This window comes from Lysobacter sp. CA199, assembly GCF_052078715.1.
GTDB lineage: Bacteria > Pseudomonadota > Gammaproteobacteria > Xanthomonadales > Xanthomonadaceae > Lysobacter.
In genome coordinates, this window is record NZ_JBQJIL010000015.1 from 12,626 (window position 1) to 37,303 (window position 24,678).

The following is a 24,678-nucleotide window of genomic DNA, read 5'->3' on the forward strand; positions in this document are numbered from 1 at the left end:
CCGCGGCCGTTCTTACCGCTTCGATGGAATTGGACATGATCGTGAAAGACAGCAACGGCACCGCGCTCGCCGACGGCGATTCGGTTCTGGTGATCAAGGACCTCAAGGTCAAGGGCACTTCGGTGACGCTCAAGCGCGGCACGCTGTGCAAGAACATCCGCCTGACCGACGACGAAGAACTGATCGAGTGCAATGTCGAGAAGGTGAAGGGGGTGGTGTTGCGCACGGAGTTCCTCAAGAGGGCTTGAGTGCGGCGCACCACATCGGCGCGCGTGCGACGACGGCCGGCGCCTCACTGGAAGCGGTGTTTCGCCGGAGCGCGCCGCTTACTTCTTCCGCTGAGCGAACAACCAGGTCCACAGCTCCGACATCGCGTATGCCAGATCCCATGAGTTGTGGTCCGCGTCGGGGAACTCGGTGTAGCGCACCTGTTGCGCGCCGGCGCGTTTGAGCGCAGCGACCATGTCCCGAGATTCTTGCGGCGGCACGGCGTCGTCCTTGGTGCCGTGGAATATCCAGAACGGCAGGTGGGCGATGCCGCGTACGGCCTCGTCGCGGTTCAGTGTCGGGCCCAGATCGCGTATCCGCTCCAGATCCCACACGTGGGCGGGGTTGTAGCCGCCACAAATGGGCACCACCGCGGCGAAGCGGTCGGGCTGCATGATCGCCAACTCGAAACTGGCGTAGCCGCCCATCGACAGGCCGGTCATATAGGTGCGCGCTGGGTCGCCGTCGAACTCGTTTTGGGTGCGATCCAGGATCGCCAGCGCGGTGCGGTTGAACGAATCCGCGTCGGCTTGATCCTTGTGCATCTGTGGGAAGACCACGATCGCCGGAAACTCGTCCATGCGCTTGCGCACTACCGGGGCGAGACCGACTTCGACTTGCTTACGGTTGTCGTCGCCGCGCTCGCCCGAGCCGTGGACGAACAAGATGATCGCCGGACGTTCGCCGCTAGCGTTACGCGAAGGAACGAAGACCTGATAACGGTGCACGATGCCGTTGGGCCCCAGATACGCGCGCTCTAGGAAACGGCCGTGTTGGTGTTCGTCGGGCATGGTGGCTTCCTTCGCAAGAATTTCCGAGGCGGCAGGCGCGGCCTGGGCGGCGAGGGCCGCGAGCGCGATCGATGCGCACAATAGCGGCGCGATGAAGCGGAGCGGGCGGTGGCCGGGCATCGACACCTCCATGACGGGTGCGTGCATCATCGGCCGCCCACCGGCGGGGATTCAAGTCCGCGGGCGATGCGCGCGGTCGCGATGGCAAACGAGGCGGCGTTGCGGTGGTCAGGTCAATTGGGCGAGCCGTTGCCGCAACAAACGCTGCGCGGCCAGGATCGCGTTGGCGCTGAGGCGGAACTTGCGCTTCGGCGAGCCTTGCGGCGTCCAGGCGAAACGGCGCCACAGCGCCAACGGCACGCCGGTTTCGGCGTAGCCACCGCGCAAGCGGTGCAACAGGGTTTCGGCGTAGGCGTACAAGGCCAAGGCTTCGCGGAACTCCGGATCGCGCATCAGCACATCGACCTCGTGTTGCTCCAGCAGGCGATCGACTTCCAGGGCGATTTCGTCGAGCCAATAACGCATGGTCTTATCGGCGCGATGCCGATCGACGGGGCGAAGTTTTCGCGCGCGTAGCGAGGGGTTGTCGATGTGCCAACTGCACATCTCACAGAAGCAGTGTGCATCCGGCGAATACAGCCGTTGGCCAGGATCCGGGACCAGTCGCTGGCTGTCGCCGAGCTGGCTGGCAAACAAGCGACAGAACGCCTCCAGATGTTCCGGTGGCAAACGCGCCAGCGACGGCAATTCGGAGTAATGGCGTTGGATCCACGCCGCCGCGGCCTGCGGGTCGCTGCCGTACGCGTGGGCGGCCTCAAAATCGACGAGGCCGCGCTGGATGGCCTCGGCCAACCATTTCAACAGCGCGTAGCTGCGCGCCTGCAGATCCACTGCGTATTCGATGTCTGCTTCCTGCAACATGCCGCGATCTTAGCGGCAGCCGCGTTCGGATATGAAGACCGTTCGTCCAGGAGCGAACGGCATCGTGCAGGTGGATGGCGTGTTCGCCAGTTGACGAAAAATACGGCGCGGGTCTCGATCACAGCCAGCGGATTCGATCCGCGCAGCCTGGTTCAGCGCAACAGAATCAACGTCGCCAACCCAAGGAAGCTCAAGAACCCCATCACGTCGGTCAGGGTCGTCAGCATCACGCCGCCGGCCAGGGCGGGGTCGAAGCCCAGGCGCTTGAGCGTGATCGGCACCAGCACGCCGCCGGCGGCGGCGGTCAGCAGGTTGATGGTCAGGGCGGCGCCGATCACCAGCGACAGGCCGGGTTGGCGGAACCACAGCAGCACGATCAGGCCCAGGCCGATGCCGAGCACCAGGCCGTTGATCAGCGCGACGGCCAACTCCTTGCGCAGCAGCACGCCGACGTTGGAAGCGCCGATCTGGCCCAGGGCCAGGCCGCGGATCATCAAGGCCAGCACCTGGGTGCCGGCGTTGCCGCCCATGCCGGCGACGATCGGCATCAAGGCCGCCAGCGCGACCAGTTTGGCGATGCTGTCTTCGAACTGGCCGACCACGCTGGCGGCGAGGAAGGCCGTGCACAGATTGACGCTGAGCCAGATCAGCCGGCGCCGGAACGCGCGCCGCACCGGGCTGAACAAGTCTTCGTCCTCGTCCAGGCCGGCCGCGCTCAAGGCCTGGTGTTCGGCCTCTTCGCGGATGATGTCGACCACGTCGTCGATGGTGATGCGGCCGAGCAGGATGTTGTTGTCGTCGACGACCGGGGCGCTGATCCAGTCGTGATCGGAGAATTGCCGGGCGACTTCGCCGGCGGTTTCGCCGACGTCGATCGCCGGTTGTTCGTCGTCGATCAGTTTGTTGATCGCGGTGCCGGGCTCGTGCGTGAGTAGCGCGGCCAGGGCGATGCGGCCCAGGTATTGATGGCGGCGGCTGACCACGTACAGGTGATCGGTGTGCTCGGGCAGTTCGCCGCGCAGGCGCAGGTAACGCAGCACCACGTCGATGGTGGTGTCGGCGCGCACCGTCACCACGTCGGGATTCATCAGGCGGCCGGCGGTGTCTTCCGGGTACGACAGGACTTGCTCGAGCCGCTCGCGGTTCTCGCGATCCATCGACTTGAGCACTTCGTCGATGACGGTGTCGGGCAGGTCTTCGACCAGATCGGCCAAGTCGTCGATGTCGAGGTCTTCGACCGCGGCGACGATTTCGTCGGTGTCCATGTCCGCGAGCAGGCTTTCGCGCACTTCCTCGCCGACGTGGACCAGCACTTCGCCGTCGTCTTCCGGATCGACCAGACCCCACACCACCACGCGCTTGCCCGGCGGCAGCGACTCCAGCAGGTTGCCGATCTCGGCCGGGGAGAGGGTGTTGACCAGGCGCCGCACCGGCCCCAGACGACCGCTGTCGAGCGCATCGGAAAGCAGGCGCAATTGACGTGCGGTCTTGTCGTGGCGGACGGCTTCGGCCATGCGGTACTTCCTGGCAGGTGACGGACGCGGCCACGAAGCCGGCGAGGGGTCAAACGATCACGCCGGCATTATCGCCTGTGGGGCGCGGTATGCACAGCGTTGCAGTTTGCGCCAGGCGGGGTGGAGAGGATGTCTGCAACCAGTGCCTGCGTTGCCGCGAGGTATTTTGTGGGAGGGGCTTCAGCCCCGACGCTTTTCTATCCGCTCGCGGTCGACTCACAGTCCGGCGATCGGACTGAAAGGCGTCGGGGCTGAAGCCCCTCCCACAATAGATTCCGCGGCTGAGCGGGCTTGGCCTTCTCAGGCCTTGAGCCAAGCCTCGATACTGGCCCGGTCCTTCGCCCGCAGCAACGCGGGCGCGCGTTTGCGCAGCGATTCCAGATTCAGGCCGCGGATCGCCCGGCGCAGTTCCAGCAGCGTAGCCGGATGCAGACTGAATTCCTCCAGCCCCAGCGCCAGCAGCAACGGCGCGAAGTTGGCGTCGCCGGCCATTTCGCCGCACACCGCGACCGGTTTGCCGCGCGCCTTGCCCAGCCGGATCACGTCGCGGATCACCCGCAGCAGCGCCGGGTGCAGCGGGGTGTAGAGGTCGCTGAGCGCTTCGTTGTTGCGGTCGACCGCGAGCAGGTACTGGACCAGATCGTTGGTGCCGATCGACAGGAAATCGATCAGGCCGATGAAGCTGGGCAGGGCGATCGCGGCCGCGGGCACTTCGATCATCGCGCCCAGCGGCACGTGTTCGGCGATCTCGTGGCCCTGCCGGCGCAGGTCGGCGGCGACCTGGGTCAACAGCGCGCGCACGCTGCGCACTTCCTCGGTCGAGCTGATCATCGGCACCAGCACGCGCACCGGACCGTAGCCGGAGGCGCGCAGGATCGCGCGCAACTGCGTTTCCAACAGGCCCTCGCGCGCCATCGACAGGCGCACGCCGCGCACGCCCAGCGCCGGATTGGGTTCATCGCGCAGTGCCAGCCCGGTCCTGTCGGCCTTGTCCGCGCCCAGGTCCAGGGTGCGGATGGTGACGGTGCGGCCGGTCATGCCGAGCACGACATCGCGGTAGACGCGGAACTGCTCGTCCTCGTCGGGCAGCTCGTGGCGCTTCAGGAACAGGAATTCGGTGCGGTACAGGCCCACGCCGGCCGCGCCGAGCGCATGCGCTTCGGCCACGTCCTCGCGCGATTCGGCGTTGGCGTAGAGCTTGATGTCGACGCCGTCGAGGGTGCGGGTGGGCTCGCGACGCAGGCGGTGCAGCTGCTTGCGTTCGCGCGCGGACTCGCGCACCCGCGTGCGATGCGCGCGCAGGTCGTTGGAGTCGGGTTCCAGAATCACCGTGCCGGTGAGGCCGTCGACCACCAGCGCATCGCCGTCGTTGATCTTCAGCAGCGCCTGCGAGGCGCCGACGATCAGCGGCAGGTGCAGGCTGCGCGCCAGGATCGCGCTGTGCGAGAGGGTGCTGCCGGCGGCGGTGACGATCGCCATCACCCCTTGCGCCTGCAGCTGCGCCAGCTCGGCCGGGGCGACGTTGTCGGTGACCAAAATCTCGCCGGCCACGCCCGAGGTGTCGTGATCGCGCCGATGCAGCGCGGCGTGGATTCGCCCGATCACCTGGTCGATATCGTCCACGCGGCTGCGGAAATACGCATCGTCCATCGCCTCGAACACCGAAGCGATGCGGTCGCGTTGCAGGCGCAGCGCATAGTCGGCGGCGTAATGGCCGGTGCGAATCAGCTCGTCCAGGCCCTGTAGCAGTTCCGGGTCGTCCAGCAGCAAGGTGTGCAGATCGAGGAACTCGCCGACCTCGTGCGCGAGCGCGCCGTGCAGGCGTTCGCGCAGGGCGTGCATTTCGCCGCGCACGGTGTCGATCGCCGCGTGCAGGCGGCTCAGTTCGCCTTCGACCTGCTCGTGGGTGATGCGTTCTTCAGCGACTTCCAGCGCGTGCGGCAGCCGCACCCGGGCGCGACCCAGCGCACTGCCTCGTGACGCACCGTGACCTTGGAATTCCTGCCGCATCCGCGCCCCCGGCTCAGCTGTCTTCGTCGAAACGGCGATCGAACAGCGCGATCACGGCTTCGGCCGCGTTGGCTTCGTCCTCGCCGTCCACGCGCAGTTTGACGTGGGTGCCTTGGCCGGCGGCGAGCAGCATCACGCCCATGATGCTCTTGGCGTTGACCTCGCGGCCCTTGGCGGTGAGCGTGGCGTTGCTGCGGAAGGCCGACAGCACCTGCACCAGCTTGGCGGTGGCGCGGGCGTGCAGGCCCAGTCGGTTGGAGACGGTCAAATCGCGTTCGATCATGTCGGGGTCCTCAGGCATTGGTCAAACGCATCGTGTTCGATACGGCTGCGGTGCTTGGTTCGGCGTTGTGGGTAGTGCTTGATTGCGGTTCGCGTCATGCGTTCAACAGGCTTCCTGTGAGTGGGTGTCGCAAACCTGGCGCTAGGCGTCGTCATGGATCACGCCGTTGCGGGCGCCGGCCGCGGCGACCGTGGGCAATTGGTCCAGCCCGAGTTCGGCGTAATTCATCACCCGCATCAGCATCGGCAGGTTCAACGCCGACACCCGCCGCACCGGCGTGCCCAACTGGGCCACGCGCGCGGCCAGATTGCTCGGCGAAGCGCCGTACAGATCGGTCAGCACCAGCACGCCGTCGCCGTCGTCGACGCGGCGCAGGGCGGCGCTGGCGACCGGCAGCATCTGTTCGAGGTCCGCATCGAACGGCACCTCCAGGGCTTCGGTGCGCAACGGCAGCGGATTCAACAGGCGGCCGGCGACGGCGACCAGCGCGCTGCCGATTCCGGAGTGGGTGATGAGTAGGACGCCGACGGACATGCCAACAACTTAACAGAGCACGGTGACGGCCCGAAAGCGTCCGGACGGTCGTGCGTCGATTTGTCGTCGGCCCGGGCCGACGGTGAAGCGGCGACGCCGAAGATTTGCCGCGCCGCAACGTGCCGCGTTGCCGCCGTCGGCGGCGTTTGAATCGGACGGACGGCGCGGCTGATGTGTGGCATGGCGCGCACTGGACGGCGTCCCGGTGGCCATCCGGCTGCGCGACGAGGGCGGTCGTCAACGAAACGGGCCGCCCGTGGGCGGCCCGTTGTTCGGGACCGGATGCTGCGCGCGGCCGGTTACTGCTTGGGCGGCGTTTCGGTCTGGCTCTTGTCCGGCGGCGGTGGTGCGCCGTCGGTGGGCTGCGGATTGGCCGGCGGCGCGTCCGCGGGCGGTGTCTCGGCCGGCGGCGGCATATCGGCCGGCGGGGTGGTATCGCTCGGCGGAGTGGTCTCGGCCGGAGCCGCGGGGGCCGGACCGGCCGTGTCGGGCGGCGGGGTTTCGCCGGGCGGTTTGTTGCAGGCACTCAGCAGGCCGGTGGCGAACAGGGCGCTCAGCACCAGGGCCAGCGTGCGCGGACGGGGAAGGCGGGTATTCATAGTGATCCTTTGCTGATCGGCTCAGCGGTGGGGAGAAGAGGGCGGAACGATCGTCGGGTCGTGGCGCTGCGGGTCATTTGTCGCCGACGCGTTTGTTCTGGCCGGCCTGATACTCCGACAGCGAGATCGCGCCGTCGCCGTCGAGATCGTGGGCGGAGAAGTTGGCGGCCAACCGCGCGTCGAGCGCGGCCTCGTCGCGGCTGATCTTCTGATCGCCGTTGCTGTCGAGTTCGGTGAATTTGGCCGGACCGATCGCATCGGCGGGCGGAGGGGTGTGCGCGTCGCTGCGCGCATCGTTCATCGGCGGCTCGGTGCGCTGCATGCTCGCATCGGGCGGCGTGGAAGCGGGACGGGAACCGGGCGGGGCACCGTTCTGCGCGAACGCCGCGGGCGCGGTCAAAGCGGCCGATACGGCGAGCAGGAGCGAACTGAGTACGAGCCGGCTGCGGGTCATGGAGGTCATGTCGCTGCTCCGTGGTGGCGGGAACGCCGGGTCGGGCTTCCGGCGTAGTCCGAAGCTACGTCCTCGCTCGCAAGCATCGCGGCACAGGGATGGCAAAATTTCGTAATGCTTCACGCGATCGGGCGTGAAAAAGTTATTGCCGATTCATGTGGCGCGCGCGGATGGGACACGCTGCGCGAAGCGATCGCGGCCGTTCAACCGCATCGCAGTTGCTGCTTCGGCCGACTCCCGATTCCCGAACCGGGTCCCGTCAATCCAACTCGCGATGATGCACCGCCACCTCGTTCCACCCGCGCAGGCGCGCGTGTTCGGCCAGACGTTCGGCCAGATACACCGAGCGATGACGCCCGCCCGTGCAGCCGAAGGCGATGGTGGCGTAGCTGCGGGTGCTGTCCGATTGCAGGCGCGGCAGCCAGGTGTCGAGAAACTGGCTGATCTGTTCGACGTACAAGGCCACGTCGGCCTGCGATTCCATGTAATCGCGCACGCCGCCGTCGCGGCCCGACAGCGGCCGCAGCGCCGGATTCCAGTGCGGATTGGGCAGGGCGCGCGCGTCGAACACGAAATCGGCATCGGCCGGCACGCCGCGCCGGTAGGCGAAGGATTCGAACAACAACGACATGCCGGTTTCGCCGCCCAGGCCGAATTCGGTGATGACGTGGCGGCGCAGCTGATGAATGTTGAGCTCGCTGGTATCGACGATCGCATCGGCGATCTGGCGCAGCGGCTTGAGCACCTGCCGTTCCAGCGAAATCGCATCGGCCAGGGCCAGGCCGAACTGGCTCAGCGGATGGCGCCGGCGGGTATCGGCGTAGCGCTTGAGCAGCACCTCGTCGCTGGATTCGAAGAACACCAGTTTCGGATCCGCGCCCAAGGCGCCGACCGCCGACAACCATTCGGGAATATTGGCCAGGTCGCTGTGCCGGTTGCGCACGTCGATGCCGACCGCCAGCTTGGTCGGCATGCCGTCTTCGGCCTTGATCACGTTCTGCACGAATTGCGGCAGCAGTTCCGCCGGCAGATTGTCGACGCAGTAGAAGCCGAGGTCTTCGAAGGTGTTCAAGGCCACCGACTTGCCCGAGCCGGACATGCCGCTGACGATGACCAGACTGAACATGCTGCTTTCCGGCGCCGATTCGGCGTTGGCGCGCATGTCGTTGGCCGCGGCCGGGTTGGGTTGGGATTCGATGCCGCTCACGATTCGCCGCGCTCCAGGAAGTTGCTGTGCCGGGCGATGAAGGCCGCGGCCGGGTCCAAGCCTTTCATGCGCAGGCTATGCAGGCGCGTGGCCGCTTCGGTGAGCACGGCCAGATTGCGGCCGGGCATCACCGGCAAGGTGATCATCGGCACGTCCAGATCCAGCACCCGGCGCAGGCCGCTATCGCCGGTCAGGCGCTCGATCCCGGCCGGCTTGGGCTCGCTCATCGGCTTGGTCAGGTGCACGATCAGGCGCAGGTACTTGTTGTTCTTGACCGCGGTGTCGCCGAACATCTGGCGGATGTTGAGCACGCCCAGGCCGCGCACTTCCAGCAGATCCTGCAGCATGTCCGGGCAAGTGCCGTCGAGCACGTCGGGGGCGATCTGGGTGAACTCCGGCGCATCGTCGGCGACCAGACGATGGCCGCGTGTCACCAACTCGAGCGCCAGCTCGCTTTTACCCGATCCCGATTCACCGGTGATCAGCACCCCGATCGAATAAATCTCCATGAACACGCCGTGCAGCGTGATCTGCGGCGCCAGCGCGCGCGCCAGATGGTATTGCAGATGGTTGAGCAACTCGTGCCCGCGGCGCGGGGACACCCACAGCGGCGTGTCGCTTTCCTCCGCGGCGATGCGCAGATCTTCCGGGCAGGGCTGATCTTTGCTGATGACCAGGGCCAGCGGCCGGAACTGCATGATCTTCTCGATGGTTTCCCAGCGCAGCCGCGAATCCAGGCCGTCGAGCCAGGTCAGCTCCTCGGTGCCCAGGATCTGCACTTTGTTCGGATAGATCGCATTGAGATAGCCGGCCAGCGAGGGCCGGCGCGCGACCGTATTGACCGCCTCGACCAGCCGCCCTTCGCCGCGTTGCCCGGCCGCCCAGCGCAGCGCCAGGCGCTCGCGCTGTTGTTCGAACAGTTCGCCCGCACGGATGCTTTTGCTCATGGGACCGGAGTTTACGGGATTCGGGTTACCGGGTTTATCGAAGGCTGCCGTCCGATTTTGTCGAGGGCGGTTGCCCGCTGTAGCGAGCGCCCCTTAGGTCGAGTGCGGTTGCCCCTTTGAAAAAAGGGGGCTGCGTGAGGAGAAATCCTCCATGAAAGGGGATTCCCCCATGGCAGGCGTCGCCGGCCGGGTTTCGGGAATCAAGCCGCGCTGCGGCGGCAGTGGTCGAGCAGGCGGAAGCTCAGTTCGGCGACCGACGGCGCCGAGCGCAGGCGGTCGCGGAAACCGGGGTCGGCGAAGCGCTCGGCCAGTTCGGCGAGCAATTGCAGATGCTGCTGGACATGGTGCTCGGGCACGGCCATCGCCAGCACCAGGTCGACCGGTTGGCCGTCGGGCGCGCCGAAATCGACCGGCTGGGCCAGGCGCAGGAACACGGCGCGACTGGTCTCGAACAAGGGGCTGCGGCCGTGCGGGATGGCCACCCCGTGGCCGATCGCGGTGCTCGCGAGTTTTTCGCGTTCGCGCAGGCCCGCGTTGAGCGAAGCGGCGATCAGCGGGCTGCCTTCGGACAGCATGCGCGCGGCGGTTTCGAGCACCGCGTTGCGATCGCCGGGTTCGACCAGGATCGCAACGCGCTCCGCGCTCAACAGTTCGTAAAGCGGCATGACGGCGTTGTAGGTGGCTTGCGGTACGTGGCTGGCGCGGAGTTTACGCTAAGGTCAGCTGAGTTCGCCGTTGCGGGCGAGGCTTTCGCCTCGATGATGGTCGACTTGCTTGCTCTTGTGCTTCATCAGCAGGCGGTCGAGCTTGTCGGCGAGCAGGTCGATGGCGGCGTACATGTCGATCGCGGCGGCATCGCAGTGCAGGGTGCGGCCGGCGATGAGGATGGTGGCTTCGGCTCGATGGTCGGGCTTGTCGAGGCTGAGCTGGGTTCGCACGTCGAAGGGATGGTCGTAATGGCGTTGCAGACGGGCCAGCTTGGTTTCCACGTAGTCGCGCAGGGCTGCGGTGACTTCAAGCTGCTGGCCGTGGGTTTCGATACGCATCGGGGACCTCCTTCACGTCGCGGATGAATGCGGAACTCGAGGTTCCGTCCGGCCTTGCCGGACCTAAACGGAACCGGGTGACGCCCTAGCCAAAGCCAGGGAGTCCAGCATCTCACGCTGAGTCTGCGGCGCAAGGGCCCGGTCTGGTCCTTTGGTAGTAACCGGCGCGGAAGACGTTGATACGGAAGAGATTTTTTCCGTATGTAAAGTTTTTGCAATGTCTTTGGCGGGAAAAGGTATAAGCCGCCAGGTTGACGGAGGCCAAGCGCACGCAACGTCACGACGCACACGAAAAGCCCCTCTCGCGCTTGCGGGAGCGGGGTTGGGGTGAGGGCGCGCCGGTAGCAACGTGCCCTTATCCGGCCCCCGCCTTCGCGGGGACAGACTCTCCCGCCACCTTCTCCCGCAAGCGGGAGAAGCGAAGGGCTGCGGGGCTCAGCCCATCCGCACGCGATCCTGAGACGAGGGGATGCTCATCGCCTCGCGATACTTGGCGACGGTGCGGCGCGCGACCGGCACGCCGGTGGCCTTGAGGGTTTCGGCCAGGCGCGCATCCGACAAGGGCTTGCGCGGATTCTCCGCTTCGATCAGGCGGCGGATCATCGCCTGGATCGCGGTGCTGGACGCTTCGCCGCCCGAACCGGTATCGATGCCGGAGGCGAAGAACGCACGCAGCGGCACGGTGCCGCGCGGAGTGCGCGCGTACTTGCGCGCGATCGCGCGCGAGACCGTGGATTCGTGCAGGCCGACTTCGGTGGCGACTTCGCGCAAGGTCAGTGGGCGCAACGCGCTGTCGCCGAATTCCAGGAACGCGGCCTGTTGCTTGAGCAGGCAACGCGCCACCTTGAGCAACGTGTCGCCGCGCGCTTCCAGACTCTTGAGCAGCCAGCGCGCTTCCTGCAGATGGCCGCGCAGATAACTGGCGTCGGCGGCGCTGGCGTGGCGGATCATGCCTTCGTAACCGCGATGGATCGAAATGCGCGGACGCATCGTTTCCGACAAGGCCACGCGCCACAGGCCGCGCTGACGCCATATCACCACATCGGGCGTGACATAGGTGTCGGTGGAGATCGCACCCATCTGCGCGCCGGGGCGCGGATCGAGCGAGCGCAGCAATTGCACCGCGACATCGACCTGCGCCTGATCGAGCTTGAACTCGCTGGCCAGGCCGGCCACGCCGATGCGCGGCAGACGCTCCAGGGGACCGGCGCAGATCTGCAGCGCCAGCGCCTTGCCCGGGGTCTCGTCGGGCAGGGTGCCCAACTGCAGGCTCAGGCATTCGCCGAGCGAACGCGCGCCGGTGCCGACCGGATCGAACCGCTGCACCTGGTGCAGTACGGTGACGATTTCGTCTTCGCCGACGTGCAATTCCGGCATCAGCGATTCGGCGATGGCCTGCAGGGGCTCGCGCAGATAGCCGTCGTCGTCGATGGCCTCGATCAGGGCCACGCCGATGCTGCGGTCGCGGGTCGACAGCGGGCTCAGGTGCAATTGCCAGAGCAGGTGGTCGAGCAGGGTCTCGGCGTCGGCGACCTGTTCGGCCGCGGTGGAGTCTTCGTCGTTATCGGACGGGCCGACCCGTTCGTACCAGGTCTCGCCGTCGTCCATGGTCCATTCCGGCTCGGGCGTGGCCGCGTCGCTGCCGGGGCCCGGGCCCTCGCCGTGATCGGCGTTCTCGCTGGAGGAGGCCGAGGTCTGCGGTGGACGCAGTTCCTCCTCGCCGCCCGGCGCGGCCGGTTCGGTCCAGTCCAGCAGCGGATTGCTCTCCACCGCGCTCGCCAGTTCGGCTTCCAGTTCCACAGCCGACAGTTGCAGCAGACGGATCGCCTGCCGCAATTGCGGCGTCATTACCAACTGTTGTCCGAGAGAGGCTTGGAGGCGGGGCTTCATGTTCGATGGCTGACGCGACCTGAAAGGCAACGACCTGAGATGGCAGTCGGCCGAGTCGTGCATCGCGGGCGTCGTTCGCGCCCGGCAACCAGAAGGTTACAGACGGAAAGTTTCGCCCAGGTAGACGCGACGGACATCGGGGTTGGCCAGCAGCGCGTCCGGAGCCCCCTGCGCGAGCACGCCGCCGTCATTCAGGATATACGCACGATCGCAAATGCCCAAGGTTTCGCGAACGTTATGGTCGGTGATCAGGACGCCGATCCCGCGATTCTTGAGATGGCGCACGATTCGCTGGATCTCGCCGACCGAAATGGGGTCGACACCGGCGAAAGGTTCGTCCAGCAGCATCAGGCGCGGCCGAGTGGCCAAAGCGCGCGCGATTTCCACGCGGCGGCGCTCGCCGCCGGACAGGCTGGCGCCGAGCTGATCGGCGACGTGGGTGACCTGCAGCTCGTCCATCAGGCTGGCGAGCTCGCGTTCGATGCCGGCGCGGTCGAGGTCGGCGCGCAGTTCCAGCACCAGGCGCAGGTTGTCGGCCACGCTGAGTTTGCGGAACACGGAAGGTTCCTGCGGCAGGTAACCGACGCCGTACTTGGCGCGCGCGTACATCGGTTCTGCGGTGATGTCCTTGCCGTCGAGCACGATCGAGCCGGCATCGGCCGGCACCAGGCCGACGATCATGTAGAAGCAGGTGGTCTTGCCGGCGCCGTTGGGGCCGAGCAGGCCGACCACTTCGCCGGCGTCCAGGGTCAGGCCGAAATCGCGCACGACCTCGCGCTGGCGGTAGGCCTTGCGCAGGCCTTGGGCGACCAGCATCAGCCGCCTCCCTTCTTGGCGGGGGCGGGCTTGCTCGCCGGCTTGGCCGGAGCGGTCTTGGGCACGGCCGGAGCCGGTGCCGCGCCGTCCTTGTTCTTGGGTTGCAGGCGCATGCTCACGCGGCCGCCGGTGCCGCCGCTTTCGACTTGCCCCGTCTTCATGTTGTAGACGATGCGTTCGCTGGCGATGGTGTCGCCGGCGTTGTCGACGAAGGCGTTGCCGGTGAGGATCACCGTGTCCTTGGACATGTCGTAGTCGACTTTGTTGGCGCGGCCGTTGAACGGCTTGCCGTCGTCGAGTTCCTGCTTCAGCGTGACCTGCGAACCGGTCAGCACCACTGAACTGATGTCGCCGCCGCTGCGCTTGATGTCGGCCTTGGACGAATTGATCACCAAGGTGCCCTGGACGATCTTGACGTTGCCGGTCAACACGCAGGGACCGGAATCGTTGCCGACCTGGCAGTTGCTCTGGTCGGAGTCGACATCCATGGGCTGGTTGCGGTCCGAGCTGCGGGCCTGCGCGCTCATGGCCGGAGCCAGCAGCAGCGCGGCCAGGCACAGGGCCGGCAGATTAGCGGGCTTTCGCTTCATAGCGCGCCTTGACGTTGGATTTGAGGATCACGTTCTTGGTCTCGAGATCGGCCTCAAGGCCCAGACCGCTCAGTATAGTGCCCGGCTGGACCATGTTGACCGCGACGGCCGAGGTGGCCTTGTTCGCATCGGGGAACACGTTCAGTTCTTCGGTGGCGATCTTGATCGGCTTGCCTTCGGCATTGGTGCTGTCGGCATGCACCTGTCCGCGCAGACGCACCTCGTCGGCCTCGGCGCTGACCCAGCCGCGTTGCGAGCGCACTTGCCACGGGCCGCCGTTGCTGCCCTGCTTGGGCGGAATCAGGAACAGCGGCGTGGTGATGTCCATGGTCTTGACCGCCGGATCGCGGGTCAGCTGGGGCGCGCGCAGAGTGAAGGATTCCTTGCCCTGCTTGTCGAGCACGATCGCTTCGAAATCGGTCAGCACGTAGTCCGGCCGCGTACCGGTCCGGGCCGCTTGCGGCTTGTCGCGCTGCGACCACAACGCCCAGCCGCTGAGCGCGGCGGCGGTGAGCAGGATCAGGGTGAACCATCCGCGCCAGCTCATCCCAGCGCTCCGTTCAATACGTCTTCGGCGTGGCCTTGCGCGCCCAGCAGCAGATCGCACAGTTCGCGCGCCGCGCCTTCGCCGCCGCGCGCGACGGTGCGCCAATGCACGCGTTCGCGCACCCACGGATGCGCGTTGGCCGGCGCGACCGCCAGGCCCACGTGCGGGAGGATGCGCAGATCGGCGAGGTCGTCGCCCATGAAGGCGACTTGTTCCAGGCTCAGGCCCAGGCTTTCGGCGATCAGCTTGACGCAGACCAGCTTGTCCTTGACGTCGCCGTGCGAACTGGCGCCCAGCTCGGCGGCGCGATGGGCGGCGATCGCCCCGCCGCGCGCGGTCACGAAATGCACTTCGATCCCGACCTTGCGCAGCAGCGCCAGACCCTGGCCGTCCTGGACATGAAAGCTCTTGTACTCGCGCCCGCTGCTGTCGAAGGTCAGCCGGCCGTCGGTCAGCGTGCCGTCGACGTCGAAGCAGGCCAACCGGATGCGGGCGGCGCGTTCGCGGATGGCGGCGGGATAGTCGTTGAGGTGGCTGTAGGGCATGGGATTCGGGATGGGGGATTCGGGATTGGTAAAGGCGTAAAGAGCGGGTGGGCCGGGGGATTCGCATTTTTCGAATCCCGAATCCCCCATCCCGAATCTCCGCCGTTAAACCACCCGAGCCCGCAACAAGTCGTGAATGTTCAAGGCGCCGACCACCCGCCGTTCAGTATCCACGACCAGCAGGCCGCTGATCTTGTGGGTCTCCATCAACTGCGCCGCTTCCACCGCCAGCGCATCGGCGCCGATGGTCTTGGGCGAACGGGTCATGACTTCGGCGATGCGCGTGGAGCGCAGATCCACGCCGGGGTCGTCGAGGGTGCGGCGCAAGTCGCCGTCGGTGTACAGGCCGATCAGGCGCTGCGCGTCGTCGACCACCGCGGTCATGCCCAGGCGCTTGTGGCTCATTTCCACCAGCGCCTCGCTGACGGTGGCGTCGGCCGACACCCGCGGCACTTCCTCGCCGGCGTGCATGATGTCGGTGATGTGCAGCAGCAGGCGGCGGCCGAGCGCACCGGCCGGATGCGAGCGGGCGAAGTCGTCGGCGGTGAAGCCGCGCGCTTCCAGCAGCGCGACCGCGAGCGCGTCGCCCATCGCCAGCGAGGCGGTGGTGCTGGAGGTCGGCGCCAGGTCCAGCGGGCAGGCCTCGGCCGGGACACTGACGTCCAGGTGCACGTCCGATTCGCGCGCCAGGGTCGACTGCGGCCGCCCGGTCATGCCGATCACCGCGTTGCCCTGGCGCTTGAGCACCGGCAGCAGCATCAGCACTTCGTCGCTTTCGCCCGAATAGGACAAGGCCAGGACCACGTCGGCGTCGGTGATCATGCCCAGATCGCCGTGCCCGGCCTCGCCCGGGTGGACGTAGAACGAGGGCGTGCCGGTGGAGGCCAGGGTCGCGGCGATCTTGCGCGCGATGTGGCCCGACTTGCCCATGCCTGTGCACACCACGCGGCCCTTGGCGCCCAGGATCAGCTTGCAGGCTGCGGTGAAGTCGCCGTCGATGCGCGCCGCCACCGCTGCCAGGGCCTGGGCCTCGATCTCGAACACGCGCCGGCCGCTTTCGGCCAGTCCGCTGTCGCTGGCGTGGGCGGACAGTAGGCTGGAATCGGGGGCGGGAACGGGTCGGGTCATGGGCAGGCCGGTCGTGAAAACGGGTGGTTCAGTGTGTTTCAGGGGAGCGCCGTTTCGAAGCGAGGGGCTTTCGGCTAGGCTAATCGGCCAATTCTAAGCGGTTCGCCCGCCCAGCGTCGTTCCGGCCGGCACATCCTCGCCATCCGGTCCTGCGCATTCAGCCGGCTTCCGGCCCGCGCAGCGGTACCGCGCCGGCCCGGGCGCCGCTTTCGTCCCCACGGCCCGGGTCTCCGGGTCGGCCATTCCAGAGGCTTTGAGTGAACGCCGAAACCATTCGCACCCTGATCGAACAAGGCCTGCCCGGCGCGCAAGCGCAAGTGCGCGGCGATGACGGCGTCCATTTCGAGGCCACCGTGGTGGCCGAGGCGTTCCGCGGCAAGTTGCCGCTGGCGCGCCACCGCCTGGTCTATGCGACCCTCGGCGAGCGCATGGGCGGGGAGATCCACGCGCTGGCGCTGAAGACGATGACGCCGGAAGAAGCAGGGAATCGGGAATAAAGGGAATGGGGAACGGCGAATCGCAGGCGCACGTGCGCTTGGACTTCACCGCGACCTCACCCAGCCCGATCGCTTCGCTTCTACCATTCCCCATTCCCAGTTCCTCATTTCCGGCTCTCTCAATGCACAAAATCGTGGTCGAAGGCGGCCAGCCGCTCAACGGCGAAGTCCAGATTTCCGGCGCCAAGAACGCTGTCCTGCCGATCCTGTGCGCGACCTTGCTGGCCGACGCGCCGGTGACCATCCGCAACGTGCCGCGTCTGCACGACGTGCTGACCACCGCCAAGCTGCTCGGCGAGCTCGGCGCGGGCGTGACCAGCGACGGCGCGACGATCACGGTCGATCCGACCACGGTCAACAGCCATATCGCGCCCTACGAGTTGGTCAAGACCATGCGCGCCTCGGTGCTGGTGCTGGGCCCGCTGCTGGCCAAGTACGGCGAGGCCGAAGTTTCGCTGCCTGGCGGCTGCGCGATCGGTTCGCGCCCGGTCGACCAGCACATCAAGGGCCTGCAGGCGCTGGGCGCGGAGATCACGGTCGAGAACGGCTACATCAAGGCGCATCGCAAAGGCCGTCTGAAGGGCGCGCGCTTCGTGTTCGACGTGGTCAGCGTGACCGGTACCGAGAACGTGCTCATGGCCGCGGCCCTGGCCGAAGGCACCAGCGTGATCGAGAACGCGGCGATGGAGCCGGAAGTCGTCGATCTGGCCGATTGCCTCAACTCGCTCGGCGCCAAGATCGAGAACGCCGGCAGCGGCCGGATCGTGGTCCACGGCGTGGAGCGTTTGCACGGCGGCAGCCACGACGTGCTGCCCGACCGCATCGAGACCGGCACCTTCCTGGTCGCCGCGGCGATGACCGGCGGCCGCGTCACCGCCACCCGCAGCCGCGCCGATACGCTCGATTCGGTGCTCGACAAGTTGCGCGATGCCGGCGCGACGATCGAAGTCGACGGCGACCGCATCACCCTGGACATGGGCGGCCGCCGCGCGCGCGCGGTCGATCTGGTGACCGCGCCGTACCCGGCGTTCCCGACCGACATGCAGGCGCAGTTCATGGCGCTCAACTGCATCGCCGAAGGCGCGGGCGTTATCAACGAGACGATCTTCGAAAACCGCTTCATGCACGTCAACGAATTGCTGCGCCTGGGCGCGGACATCCGCGTGGACGGCCACACTGCGGTGATCCGCGGCGTGTCCAAGCTCAGCGGCGCGCCGGTGATGGCGACGGATCTGCGCGCTTCGGCCTCGCTGATCCTGGCCGGCCTGGTGGCGCAGGGCGAGACCACGATCGACCGTATCTACCACCTCGATCGCGGCTACGAGAACATCGAAGAGAAGCTGTCGAAGCTCGGGGCGAAGATCCGCCGGATTGGGTGACGCATTTTTCCCCTCTCCCGCAAGCGGGAGAGGGAGAGGGACGGGGCACGAGTGTTGTTGCGGCGGCGATGACCGAAAACAAAAAGCCCCGCGTTTGCGGGGCTTTTTTGTCGGATCGCCGATCTTCGCGCGCAGTCTCGCCTCAACGCACCGCCTGCACCCGCAGATCGATCGCGTCGCTGCCGTTCTCGCGCTGCAGGATGCGCACGGGCACCGGCAGGTTCGGCACCACCCAGGCGATGGTTTCCTTGTCGCCGTTCTTGCTCGAGACCTTGGTCGCCTGCTGCGATTTGCCGCCGACGGTGATCGCTTCCTTGCCGACCACGCTGTAAGTCAATTCCTTGACCCGGCCGCTTTCGACCATGCGGTAGGTCATCGGCTTGCCGGCGCCGGCGTCGCGCACCAGCGCCAGGTTGACCAACAACGCGTCCAGGTCGCCGCTCTGCAATTTGATCGGGCCGGCGCGATCGGCTTTGACGTCGCCGGTCCAGGTCGCTTCGCCGCGCGACCAGTCGTAGGTGGCGGCGATGCTCTTCTTCTTGGTCAGCACCTTGCTCGAATCGCTGCCGCTGAGCGGACGCAACTTGCCGCCGGCTTCATCGAAGGTGGTGGTCTGGCGCAGTTCGGCCAGCGGGCTGGTGATCGACAGCTCGTACTTCCAGCGGCCGCCGTCGGCCTGGGCCACGGTCATGCGGCCGGCGCCCTGCATGCCCATGTAGCTGGCCGAATAGTCGGCGCTGAAGGGCTTGACCGCCAACGCCGGCGCGCTGACCGCGGCCAGGGCGACGGCCAGGGCCGCGAGGCGGAACTTGGGGGAACGATGGGTCGTCATTGTTCGTTGACTCCTTTGTATTCGACCAGACGCAAATCGTAGGTGTCCTGGCCATCTTCGCGCTGCAGGATGCGCACGGGGGTGGGAACGCCGTCGACCACCCAGATCGAGGTTTCCTCATTGCCGCTCTGCACGCGGTTGACGCGCATCGCGTTGAAGCTCATGTCGTCGACCTTGACGCCTTCCAACTCCTGGGCCACCAGGTATTGATGGGGGCGCAGGCGCCCGGAATCCACGAAGCGGTAGTTCAAGGTCTTGCCGGGCTGGGCGTCGCGGACCACCGCCAGATTGATCAGCAGGCCGCTCATGTCGCCGTCCTCCAGCGCGATCGGCTTGCGCCGGTGTTCCTTGATGTCGCCGTCCCATTGCGCGGCATGCTTGTTCCAGTCGTAGCTGCCGTTGATCACCCGCTTGGAAAACAGCAGCTTACGCACCATGGTCTGGCTTAGCGGCCGGTAGGTTTCGCCGACCAGATCGAACAACGTGCTCTGCTTCGCGGCCGCGCCGGTCAGGCCCATCATGCCGTGCTCGGCGCGGATGTCGAGATCGATGCGCCAGTGGCCGCCCTCGGGCTTGACCTGCATGGTCGCATCGCCGAGCGCCTTGCCGCCGTTGAAGACCTGGTAATTGGCCACGAACGGTTCCAGCGCGAGCGCGCTGCCGGGAACGGCCGCGCCGGTCAGCGTGGCCAGAAGCAAGGGCAGGAGGGACTTCATGACGAGGCGGGACGAGTCCTGGGGCGCGGAGCGCAGGGAGAATGCGGCGAAGACGCTCGCAGCGTTGAGCTGGCGGCGGCCTCCGACCGCCGTGGCGGTCAGGCCGGGTTACCGCTGGCCGGATCGGTCAATCGGCCGGCGAAATCTAAACGCAGCGGCGTAAATAGCGGATGACCGTCCAGGACTACGGTTGCGCCGTGTTCAGCCAGCCGGCCCGACGTCGCCAGTCTCATCACTGCGAGCAACAACGGGTGTTCCACGCCCAGCACCCGCTCGGCGAGCCTGTCGGGCGTATCGCCGGCTTCGATCGCGACCACGGCTTGCGCGATCACCGCGCCTGCGTCGAGTTCCGGGATCACGAAATGCACGCTGGCGCCGTGCTCGCTTTCGCCTTCTTCGATCGCCCGTGCATGAGTGCGCAGGCCGCGGAACTTGGGCAACAGCGAGGGATGGATATTGAGCGTGCGGCCGCGGAAGCGTTCGACGAACGCGTTACCGAGGATGCGCAGATAACCGGCGCACATGACCCAGTCCGGGCGCACGGCGGCGACCGCGTCGGCGAGTTCGGCGTCGAAGGCCTCGCGGTTGGGATAAGCCCTGGCGTCGGCGGACCAGCGCAGCTTTGCCGGCACGCGCTGCAGCGCGGCGGCGCCGGATTTGTCCGAGAAGACTCCGACGATCTCGCCGGCCAGAGTGCCCGCGGCGATGGCGTCGAGAACGGCCTGCAGATTGCTGCCGCGGCCCGATGCGAGGACGGCGATGCGGGGGAGCGGTTGGGGCATTGGGCCGGCAGGGTAGGAGCGGATCGGCATTTTAGGCGATCTGCGAGGTGGGGCGGTGGCCCTCACCCAACCCTTTCCCGGCCCGAACGCATGGCGTTCGGGCGTTCGCCGACGCGCGAGCCGGTGGCTGGCAAGCTGCGTCCGCTCACCCGGCAAGCGGGAGAGGGGCTTGCATCCGCGTTGTTGGCCTGGCTCCCTCTCCCGCTTGCGGGAGAGGGCCGGGGTGAGGGCATGCGTGAACTGGGCTATGACCAACCCGGCAACGCCCCCACGTTCAGAACTTCGCATCCACCGACACGAACCACTGCCGCGGCGCGCCGGTCAACAGCGTCTGGAACGTGCCCTGCGGATCGGTATCGCGGAAGCCGTTGCTGCCCAGGGTCGCGACATAGGTCTTGTCGAACAGGTTGTAGACGTTCAGGCCCACGCGCAGCGACTTGATCTGGCCCACGTCCTTGCGCTGCCAGCTCAGCCCGGCGTCCCACAACCAGAACGCGTCGGTGCCGGCGTCGTTGGTGTAGGTGTAGTAACGCTTGCCGGTGTACTTGCCGCCCAGGCGCAGCTCGACGTCGCCGATGCCGTAGCTCACCTCGGTGGCGAACAACTGTTTGGGCGTATCGACCACCTGCTTGCCGCGTACTTCGACCACCTTGCCGCTGCTCAGGTAATTCGAGCGGTATTGCGACTCGTTGTAGGCATAACTGGTGAGCCAGCGGAAATTCTTCGTCGGCGTCCACACGAACGCGAACTCGCCGCCCACGGTACGGACCTTGCCGACATTGGCGAACTGGTTCGGACAACTGACCACGCCCGGGCAGGGCACGATCACCAGTTGGCGGTCTTCGAAGTTGACGCCGTACAAGGTGGTGGACAACTGGTAATGATCGTCGCCGTAGCGCCAGCCCATCTCCAAGGTCTTGGACTGCTCGGGCTTGGCGCTGGCGCGGCTGAGGTCGAACGAGGCCTGAGTCAGCGACCACGCGCCGTTGACGCCAGGCCGGAACGCGGCCTGATTTTCGGCGTAGTTGGCGAACAGATCGCTGCGCTCGTTCAACTGCCAGGCCAGGCCGAGTTGGGGCAGGAAGTTGTCGCGCGTGCGCAGACGGCCGCCGGCGCGGCCCGGGACGACGACGGTACCGTCGGTCACCACGTCCTGGCCCTTGAAACCGGCGTTGACGGTCAGGCGCTCGTCGAACAAACGCATCGTGTCCTGCAGGAACCACTGTCGGGTGCGGGTATCGAAGCGCTGGCGGAACAGGCGCTGGGCGAACTCGCTGGGATCGAAGAAACGCTGATCGTCGATGGGCCCGGCGATGTTGACGAAGCTGCGGCCGGCGCCGTGCACGCTGTCTTCGAACCAGAACCCGCCTTCCACGGTGTGTTGCTCGAAGGTGTAGGCCAGGCGCGCGTTCAAACCGCTGCGCTCGATGTCGTAGCTGGTGATGCGCAGCGCCATCGGAATCGTCGGCGAACTGATGTACGGGGTGAACCAGTGGCCCTGGCCTTCGTTGCGATGGTAATAGGCGGTGGCGTCCAGGCGCAGCTTGTCGGTGAGGTCGAATTCGCCCGACAGGCTGGCCAGATCGTCGTTGCGCAGGCCGCGCGCGCGGAAGTAGGCGTCGTCCTTGGTTTTCACGCAGCCGCTGAACTGGCCGTTGGCGGCGGCGAGCGCGCGCTGCCAATCGGGAGCGTAGTTGTCCCAGTCGTAGCCGCAGCGGCGGATGAGGTCGAGCGACAAATCCTGATCGTCGGTTTCGTTGCGACGCGAAGTCGACAACCAGGCGGCGATGCGGCCGCGATCCCATTGATAGACCGCCTTGCCGTTGAACTGCTGCTGCTCCTGCACGCCGTCGCCGCGCCAGCGTTCGGACTCGCTGCGCATGCCCGAGACGTAAGCGCTGAAGCCGGCATGATCGCCGGTGTCCACGCGCACGAAGCTGCGCAGTGTCGCGTTGTCGCCGAAGGCCACGCTGGCGCGCGCGCCGAATTCGCTTTCCGGGTCGGAGGAATGCAGCAGCAGCGCGCCGCCCAGGTTGCTGGTGGAGGGAATGCGCAGCGCGCCGGCGCCCTGCGCCAGTTCGAGCTCGGCGATGTTCTCCGGCAGGATCGCGCGATTGGGCGACAGGCCGTTGTTGTTGGCGTAGCTGTTGTCGCCCAGCGGGATGTCGTCGAGCGAGTAGCCCAGCTGATTCTGCGCGAAGCCGCGGATTGCGATGCGGTTGGACCACTCGTAGTTGCCCCACGGATCGGACGATACGAAATGCACGCCCGGCAGCTTTTCCAGCACCTTGATCGGGTTGGTGCCGAGCGCGGTGGCCTGCAGTTCGACTTTGCCGATGCGTTGGACCTGACGGGTATCGCGATTGCCGATCACCGAGATCGTGTCCAAGGTGGCGGCATCGCCCGCGGCGACGTCCAGCGGGGCGCCGCTGGCGGCGACCGCGTTGGCGGCTGCGTTGCGCACCCCAGCATCGGCGGTGGTCGGGGTTTGCGCGTGGCTGACCAGGGGCAGCACGGCCAGCAGGGCCAGCGCCAAAGGAGTGCGGGTCGGGGTCTTCATGCGGTTCTCGTGGAATGCGCGCCACGGTCGTGGCGTCTGACGGCATTACAACGAGGGGATATGAAGGGCCGTGCGCGAGGGACGGACCGCGCGGCGTACCTGTCTAGTGGGTCGTGGCCGATACGGCTGAATTGAGCGGGCAGGGCCGGGAAAAGTCCCGGGAGGACCGATTCAGGGTATTTGCGAGTACCGGGCCCGACAGGGCTCCCTTAACGCGCCGCGACCAGGCCGGCCTGCGTCGGGTTCTCGTGTTGCGGCGGCGACTGATGCTGGGTTTCGGCCTGGGCGTCTCGCGTCGCCTGAACCTGCCGATAGCGTTCCTGCGCCGGCAGGGTCAAGGCTTCCGCTACCGGCATGTGGGCGACATTGGCGGCCGGGTCGGGCGATGCGGTCGAGCCGACGCGGTACGCGAACAGCAGTTCGCCCGCCGCGCGCGTCGGGCTGGCATTGTTCAATGCGAGCCGCACGTCGTCGTTGGCGTTGAACTTCATCTCCACCGCCACCGCCATCGACAACGCACTCGCGCTCAAGCGCTCGCTGCGCTCGTCCCAAGGTTTGCCGATTTGCGGGTCGAGGCCGCGGACACCTTCGCGGATTTTCTCCAGCAAGGCGCGATCGGAATGATTGGGGTCTGATGCCGTGGAAACCGGCGCCCCCGTCGTAGTGGACGGGAGGCGCCTGCGGGCTGAGTTTCGGGGCGATGTACTTGGCATGGCCGGACAGGTACGCATCGCGATGGGTCAGCCGGCCGTCCGCATTTTGATCCTGCAACGAACCGCCCAGAGTGTAGGGCCGATCCGGCACTTGAGCGGCGATGCGATCGACCACCGCCGTGTCGTCCATCTCGCCGTTGCGCCACTACTTGTAGGCCAGTCCCAGTTCCAATCCGTTGAGGTAGCCGATGGAGTTGAACGGCAGTCCCATCTGGGCGAAATCGTGATGCTTTTCCAGGTCCTTGAAGATCGGAAAGGCGTTGAAGATCGCCTGGGCTTCCAGCCGGGAGCGGTATCGAACGTAGTCGTCCGCGGTCCTGCCGGTGAACGGCGTGACGCCGGTGTTGTAGCGGTCGTGGCCGATTTCGTGGGCCAGGGTGCCGAAGGTGTGGAGCTGGGAGGGGACTGGGGCGTCGGCCTTTTGAAGCTGGTGCCACTGTTCTTGATTCAAGTAAATCTTCGGCGGCGTGGACGCGTGGTAGTACGGCAGATTGACGTTACTGCTTATTTCGAACCGCCCACCATTCTTGAAGAACTGACCGGAATCGGCAACGGCGTTGGGCGATGTCTCGATCCATTCACGCATACGAGATGGCATGGATTGGAACGAATCGATGCCCCTGAGCGACCTGATTCCATCTGCGACTGATTCGTCGGTCAGGGTTCTATCTTTTCGATGGAGTGATATGTATGTCGGCTATGCATTGCCGATCGTGCGGCGCTGTTTCGAGGTGCACGCTGAAACCGTTCTGTTCGATCTCATACTTTCCGCCGCGATCGACGCCATGCTCGTCGACGATAAAGGGTTCCATTGTGGCGCCAGTAATGGCGAGGGCGCGCTCAGTCGGAAAGCATGGCTTAGCGGCAAGGCCGATATCGATTCTGTTAGCCTGTTCGCGAATCCATGCGAAGCTCAAAATCTGCTCATCTGACAACCGAACTGGGCCCTTTCCATACAGTTGAGAGGCCTGAAGCGATTCCATCTTGAATGTCTGTTGCAGGGCGGCTATCACTCGCTTAACCCCCTGCTGTCCATCTAGCGGCCAACGAGAAAGTTCTCGACGGTGACCTCACCCTTTGGCGTTACTGTCGCGGCAGAGGCCGCATGCT

General features: G+C 66.4%; 27 protein-coding genes and 1 pseudogene. 4 read left to right on the forward strand and 24 right to left on the reverse strand.

Annotated features, from left to right (window positions below; translation table 11 throughout):
* Window positions 1-38 precede the first annotated feature (38 nt).
* Window positions 39-248 (forward strand): annotated as a pseudogene (locus ACTOWJ_RS24850) (alkylphosphonate utilization protein); the annotation flags it as partial.
* Between the two features lie 78 nt (window positions 249-326).
* Here the strand turns inward: ACTOWJ_RS24850 and ACTOWJ_RS24855 are convergent.
* The 18 genes from ACTOWJ_RS24855 to ACTOWJ_RS24940 form a co-directional block, all read right to left on the reverse strand.
* Entirely contained in the window at window positions 327-1,058 is a 732-nt protein-coding gene (locus ACTOWJ_RS24855; RefSeq protein ID WP_441337304.1) for a prolyl oligopeptidase family serine peptidase, read from the reverse strand.
* 228 nt (window positions 1,059-1,286) lie between these two features.
* The gene (locus ACTOWJ_RS24860) at window positions 1,287-1,979 is read right to left on the reverse strand and encodes a hypothetical protein (protein ID WP_441337305.1); all 693 of its coding nucleotides are present in this window, start codon (window positions 1,977-1,979) and stop codon (window positions 1,287-1,289) included.
* Between the two features lie 152 nt (window positions 1,980-2,131).
* On the reverse strand, window positions 2,132-3,493 hold the full coding sequence (gene mgtE / locus ACTOWJ_RS24865) for a magnesium transporter (RefSeq protein WP_441337306.1): 1,362 nt from the start codon (window positions 3,491-3,493) through the stop codon (window positions 2,132-2,134).
* A 300-nt stretch (window positions 3,494-3,793) separates the two neighbouring features.
* On the reverse strand, window positions 3,794-5,503 hold the full coding sequence (gene ptsP / locus ACTOWJ_RS24870; RefSeq protein ID WP_441337307.1) for a phosphoenolpyruvate--protein phosphotransferase: 1,710 nt from the start codon (window positions 5,501-5,503) through the stop codon (window positions 3,794-3,796).
* Between the two features lie 13 nt (window positions 5,504-5,516).
* On the reverse strand, window positions 5,517-5,786 hold the full coding sequence (locus ACTOWJ_RS24875) for an HPr family phosphocarrier protein (protein ID WP_441337308.1): 270 nt from the start codon (window positions 5,784-5,786) through the stop codon (window positions 5,517-5,519).
* A 141-nt stretch (window positions 5,787-5,927) separates the two neighbouring features.
* Window positions 5,928-6,320: a PTS sugar transporter subunit IIA gene (locus ACTOWJ_RS24880; RefSeq protein WP_441337309.1), complete on the reverse strand. Its 393-nt coding sequence runs from the start codon at window positions 6,318-6,320 to the stop codon at window positions 5,928-5,930.
* 299 nt (window positions 6,321-6,619) lie between these two features.
* Complete coding sequence (locus ACTOWJ_RS24885) at window positions 6,620-6,919, reverse strand: hypothetical protein (protein ID WP_441337310.1); 300 nt, start codon at window positions 6,917-6,919, stop codon at window positions 6,620-6,622.
* Window positions 6,920-6,992: 73 nt separating this feature from the next.
* Complete coding sequence (locus ACTOWJ_RS24890; protein WP_441337311.1) at window positions 6,993-7,382, reverse strand: hypothetical protein; 390 nt, start codon at window positions 7,380-7,382, stop codon at window positions 6,993-6,995.
* A 250-nt stretch (window positions 7,383-7,632) separates the two neighbouring features.
* The gene (gene rapZ, locus ACTOWJ_RS24895; RefSeq protein WP_441337479.1) at window positions 7,633-8,499 is read right to left on the reverse strand and encodes an RNase adapter RapZ; all 867 of its coding nucleotides are present in this window, start codon (window positions 8,497-8,499) and stop codon (window positions 7,633-7,635) included.
* 77 nt (window positions 8,500-8,576) lie between these two features.
* Complete coding sequence (hprK, locus tag ACTOWJ_RS24900) at window positions 8,577-9,527, reverse strand: HPr(Ser) kinase/phosphatase (RefSeq protein WP_441337312.1); 951 nt, start codon at window positions 9,525-9,527, stop codon at window positions 8,577-8,579.
* Window positions 9,528-9,727: 200 nt separating this feature from the next.
* Window positions 9,728-10,192: a PTS sugar transporter subunit IIA gene (locus tag ACTOWJ_RS24905; protein ID WP_441337313.1), complete on the reverse strand. Its 465-nt coding sequence runs from the start codon at window positions 10,190-10,192 to the stop codon at window positions 9,728-9,730.
* A gap of 54 nt (window positions 10,193-10,246) precedes the next feature.
* On the reverse strand, window positions 10,247-10,573 hold the full coding sequence (gene hpf, locus ACTOWJ_RS24910) for a ribosome hibernation-promoting factor, HPF/YfiA family (protein WP_441337314.1): 327 nt from the start codon (window positions 10,571-10,573) through the stop codon (window positions 10,247-10,249).
* A 435-nt stretch (window positions 10,574-11,008) separates the two neighbouring features.
* The gene (locus ACTOWJ_RS24915) at window positions 11,009-12,463 is read right to left on the reverse strand and encodes an RNA polymerase factor sigma-54 (protein ID WP_441337315.1); all 1,455 of its coding nucleotides are present in this window, start codon (window positions 12,461-12,463) and stop codon (window positions 11,009-11,011) included.
* Window positions 12,464-12,559: 96 nt separating this feature from the next.
* Complete coding sequence (gene lptB / locus ACTOWJ_RS24920; RefSeq protein ID WP_441337316.1) at window positions 12,560-13,279, reverse strand: LPS export ABC transporter ATP-binding protein; 720 nt, start codon at window positions 13,277-13,279, stop codon at window positions 12,560-12,562.
* Window positions 13,279-13,869, reverse strand: coding sequence for a lipopolysaccharide transport periplasmic protein LptA (lptA, locus tag ACTOWJ_RS24925; protein ID WP_441337317.1), 591 nt, complete (start codon window positions 13,867-13,869; stop codon window positions 13,279-13,281). Before lptA ends, lptB begins: the two co-directional genes overlap by 1 nt.
* Window positions 13,850-14,416 (reverse strand): LPS export ABC transporter periplasmic protein LptC, encoded by a 567-nt coding sequence (lptC, locus tag ACTOWJ_RS24930; protein ID WP_441337318.1) that lies wholly within the window; start codon window positions 14,414-14,416, stop codon window positions 13,850-13,852. Before lptC ends, lptA begins: the two co-directional genes overlap by 20 nt.
* Window positions 14,413-14,961 (reverse strand): KdsC family phosphatase, encoded by a 549-nt coding sequence (locus ACTOWJ_RS24935; RefSeq protein ID WP_441337319.1) that lies wholly within the window; start codon window positions 14,959-14,961, stop codon window positions 14,413-14,415. Before ACTOWJ_RS24935 ends, lptC begins: the two co-directional genes overlap by 4 nt.
* A 105-nt stretch (window positions 14,962-15,066) precedes the next feature.
* A complete protein-coding gene (locus tag ACTOWJ_RS24940) occupies window positions 15,067-16,089 on the reverse strand; it encodes a KpsF/GutQ family sugar-phosphate isomerase (RefSeq protein WP_441337320.1) in 1,023 nt (340 codons plus the stop codon).
* 257 nt (window positions 16,090-16,346) lie between these two features.
* On the opposite strand from ACTOWJ_RS24940, the gene ACTOWJ_RS24945 reads away from it, so the two are divergent.
* A complete protein-coding gene (locus ACTOWJ_RS24945; protein ID WP_336088825.1) occupies window positions 16,347-16,586 on the forward strand; it encodes a BolA family protein in 240 nt (79 codons plus the stop codon).
* 122 nt (window positions 16,587-16,708) lie between these two features.
* Window positions 16,709-17,965: a UDP-N-acetylglucosamine 1-carboxyvinyltransferase gene (gene murA, locus ACTOWJ_RS24950; RefSeq protein ID WP_441337321.1), complete on the forward strand. Its 1,257-nt coding sequence runs from the start codon at window positions 16,709-16,711 to the stop codon at window positions 17,963-17,965.
* A 142-nt stretch (window positions 17,966-18,107) separates the two neighbouring features.
* Here murA and ACTOWJ_RS24955 read toward each other — a convergent pair whose 3' ends face one another.
* From ACTOWJ_RS24955 to ACTOWJ_RS24980, 6 genes are all read right to left on the reverse strand, one after another.
* Window positions 18,108-18,797 (reverse strand): DUF3108 domain-containing protein, encoded by a 690-nt coding sequence (locus tag ACTOWJ_RS24955; RefSeq protein ID WP_441337322.1) that lies wholly within the window; start codon window positions 18,795-18,797, stop codon window positions 18,108-18,110.
* Window positions 18,794-19,513 carry a DUF3108 domain-containing protein gene (locus ACTOWJ_RS24960; protein WP_441337323.1) on the reverse strand — a complete coding sequence of 240 codons (720 nt, stop codon included), beginning with the start codon at window positions 19,511-19,513 and terminating at the stop codon, window positions 18,794-18,796. The genes ACTOWJ_RS24955 and ACTOWJ_RS24960 overlap by 4 nt, the downstream gene beginning before the upstream one ends.
* A 98-nt stretch (window positions 19,514-19,611) precedes the next feature.
* Window positions 19,612-20,295 (reverse strand): phosphoribosylglycinamide formyltransferase, encoded by a 684-nt coding sequence (purN, locus tag ACTOWJ_RS24965; protein WP_441337324.1) that lies wholly within the window; start codon window positions 20,293-20,295, stop codon window positions 19,612-19,614.
* Between the two features lie 274 nt (window positions 20,296-20,569).
* The gene (locus tag ACTOWJ_RS24970; RefSeq protein ID WP_441337325.1) at window positions 20,570-22,855 is read right to left on the reverse strand and encodes a TonB-dependent receptor; all 2,286 of its coding nucleotides are present in this window, start codon (window positions 22,853-22,855) and stop codon (window positions 20,570-20,572) included.
* A gap of 209 nt (window positions 22,856-23,064) precedes the next feature.
* The gene (locus ACTOWJ_RS24975; protein WP_441337326.1) at window positions 23,065-23,586 is read right to left on the reverse strand and encodes an XVIPCD domain-containing protein; all 522 of its coding nucleotides are present in this window, start codon (window positions 23,584-23,586) and stop codon (window positions 23,065-23,067) included.
* 127 nt (window positions 23,587-23,713) lie between these two features.
* On the reverse strand, window positions 23,714-24,154 hold the full coding sequence (locus ACTOWJ_RS24980; RefSeq protein WP_441337327.1) for a hypothetical protein: 441 nt from the start codon (window positions 24,152-24,154) through the stop codon (window positions 23,714-23,716).
* Window positions 24,155-24,164: 10 nt separating this feature from the next.
* On the opposite strand from ACTOWJ_RS24980, the gene ACTOWJ_RS24985 reads away from it, so the two are divergent.
* Window positions 24,165-24,500, forward strand: coding sequence for a hypothetical protein (locus ACTOWJ_RS24985; RefSeq protein WP_441337328.1), 336 nt, complete (start codon window positions 24,165-24,167; stop codon window positions 24,498-24,500).
* Window positions 24,501-24,678 lie beyond the last annotated feature (178 nt).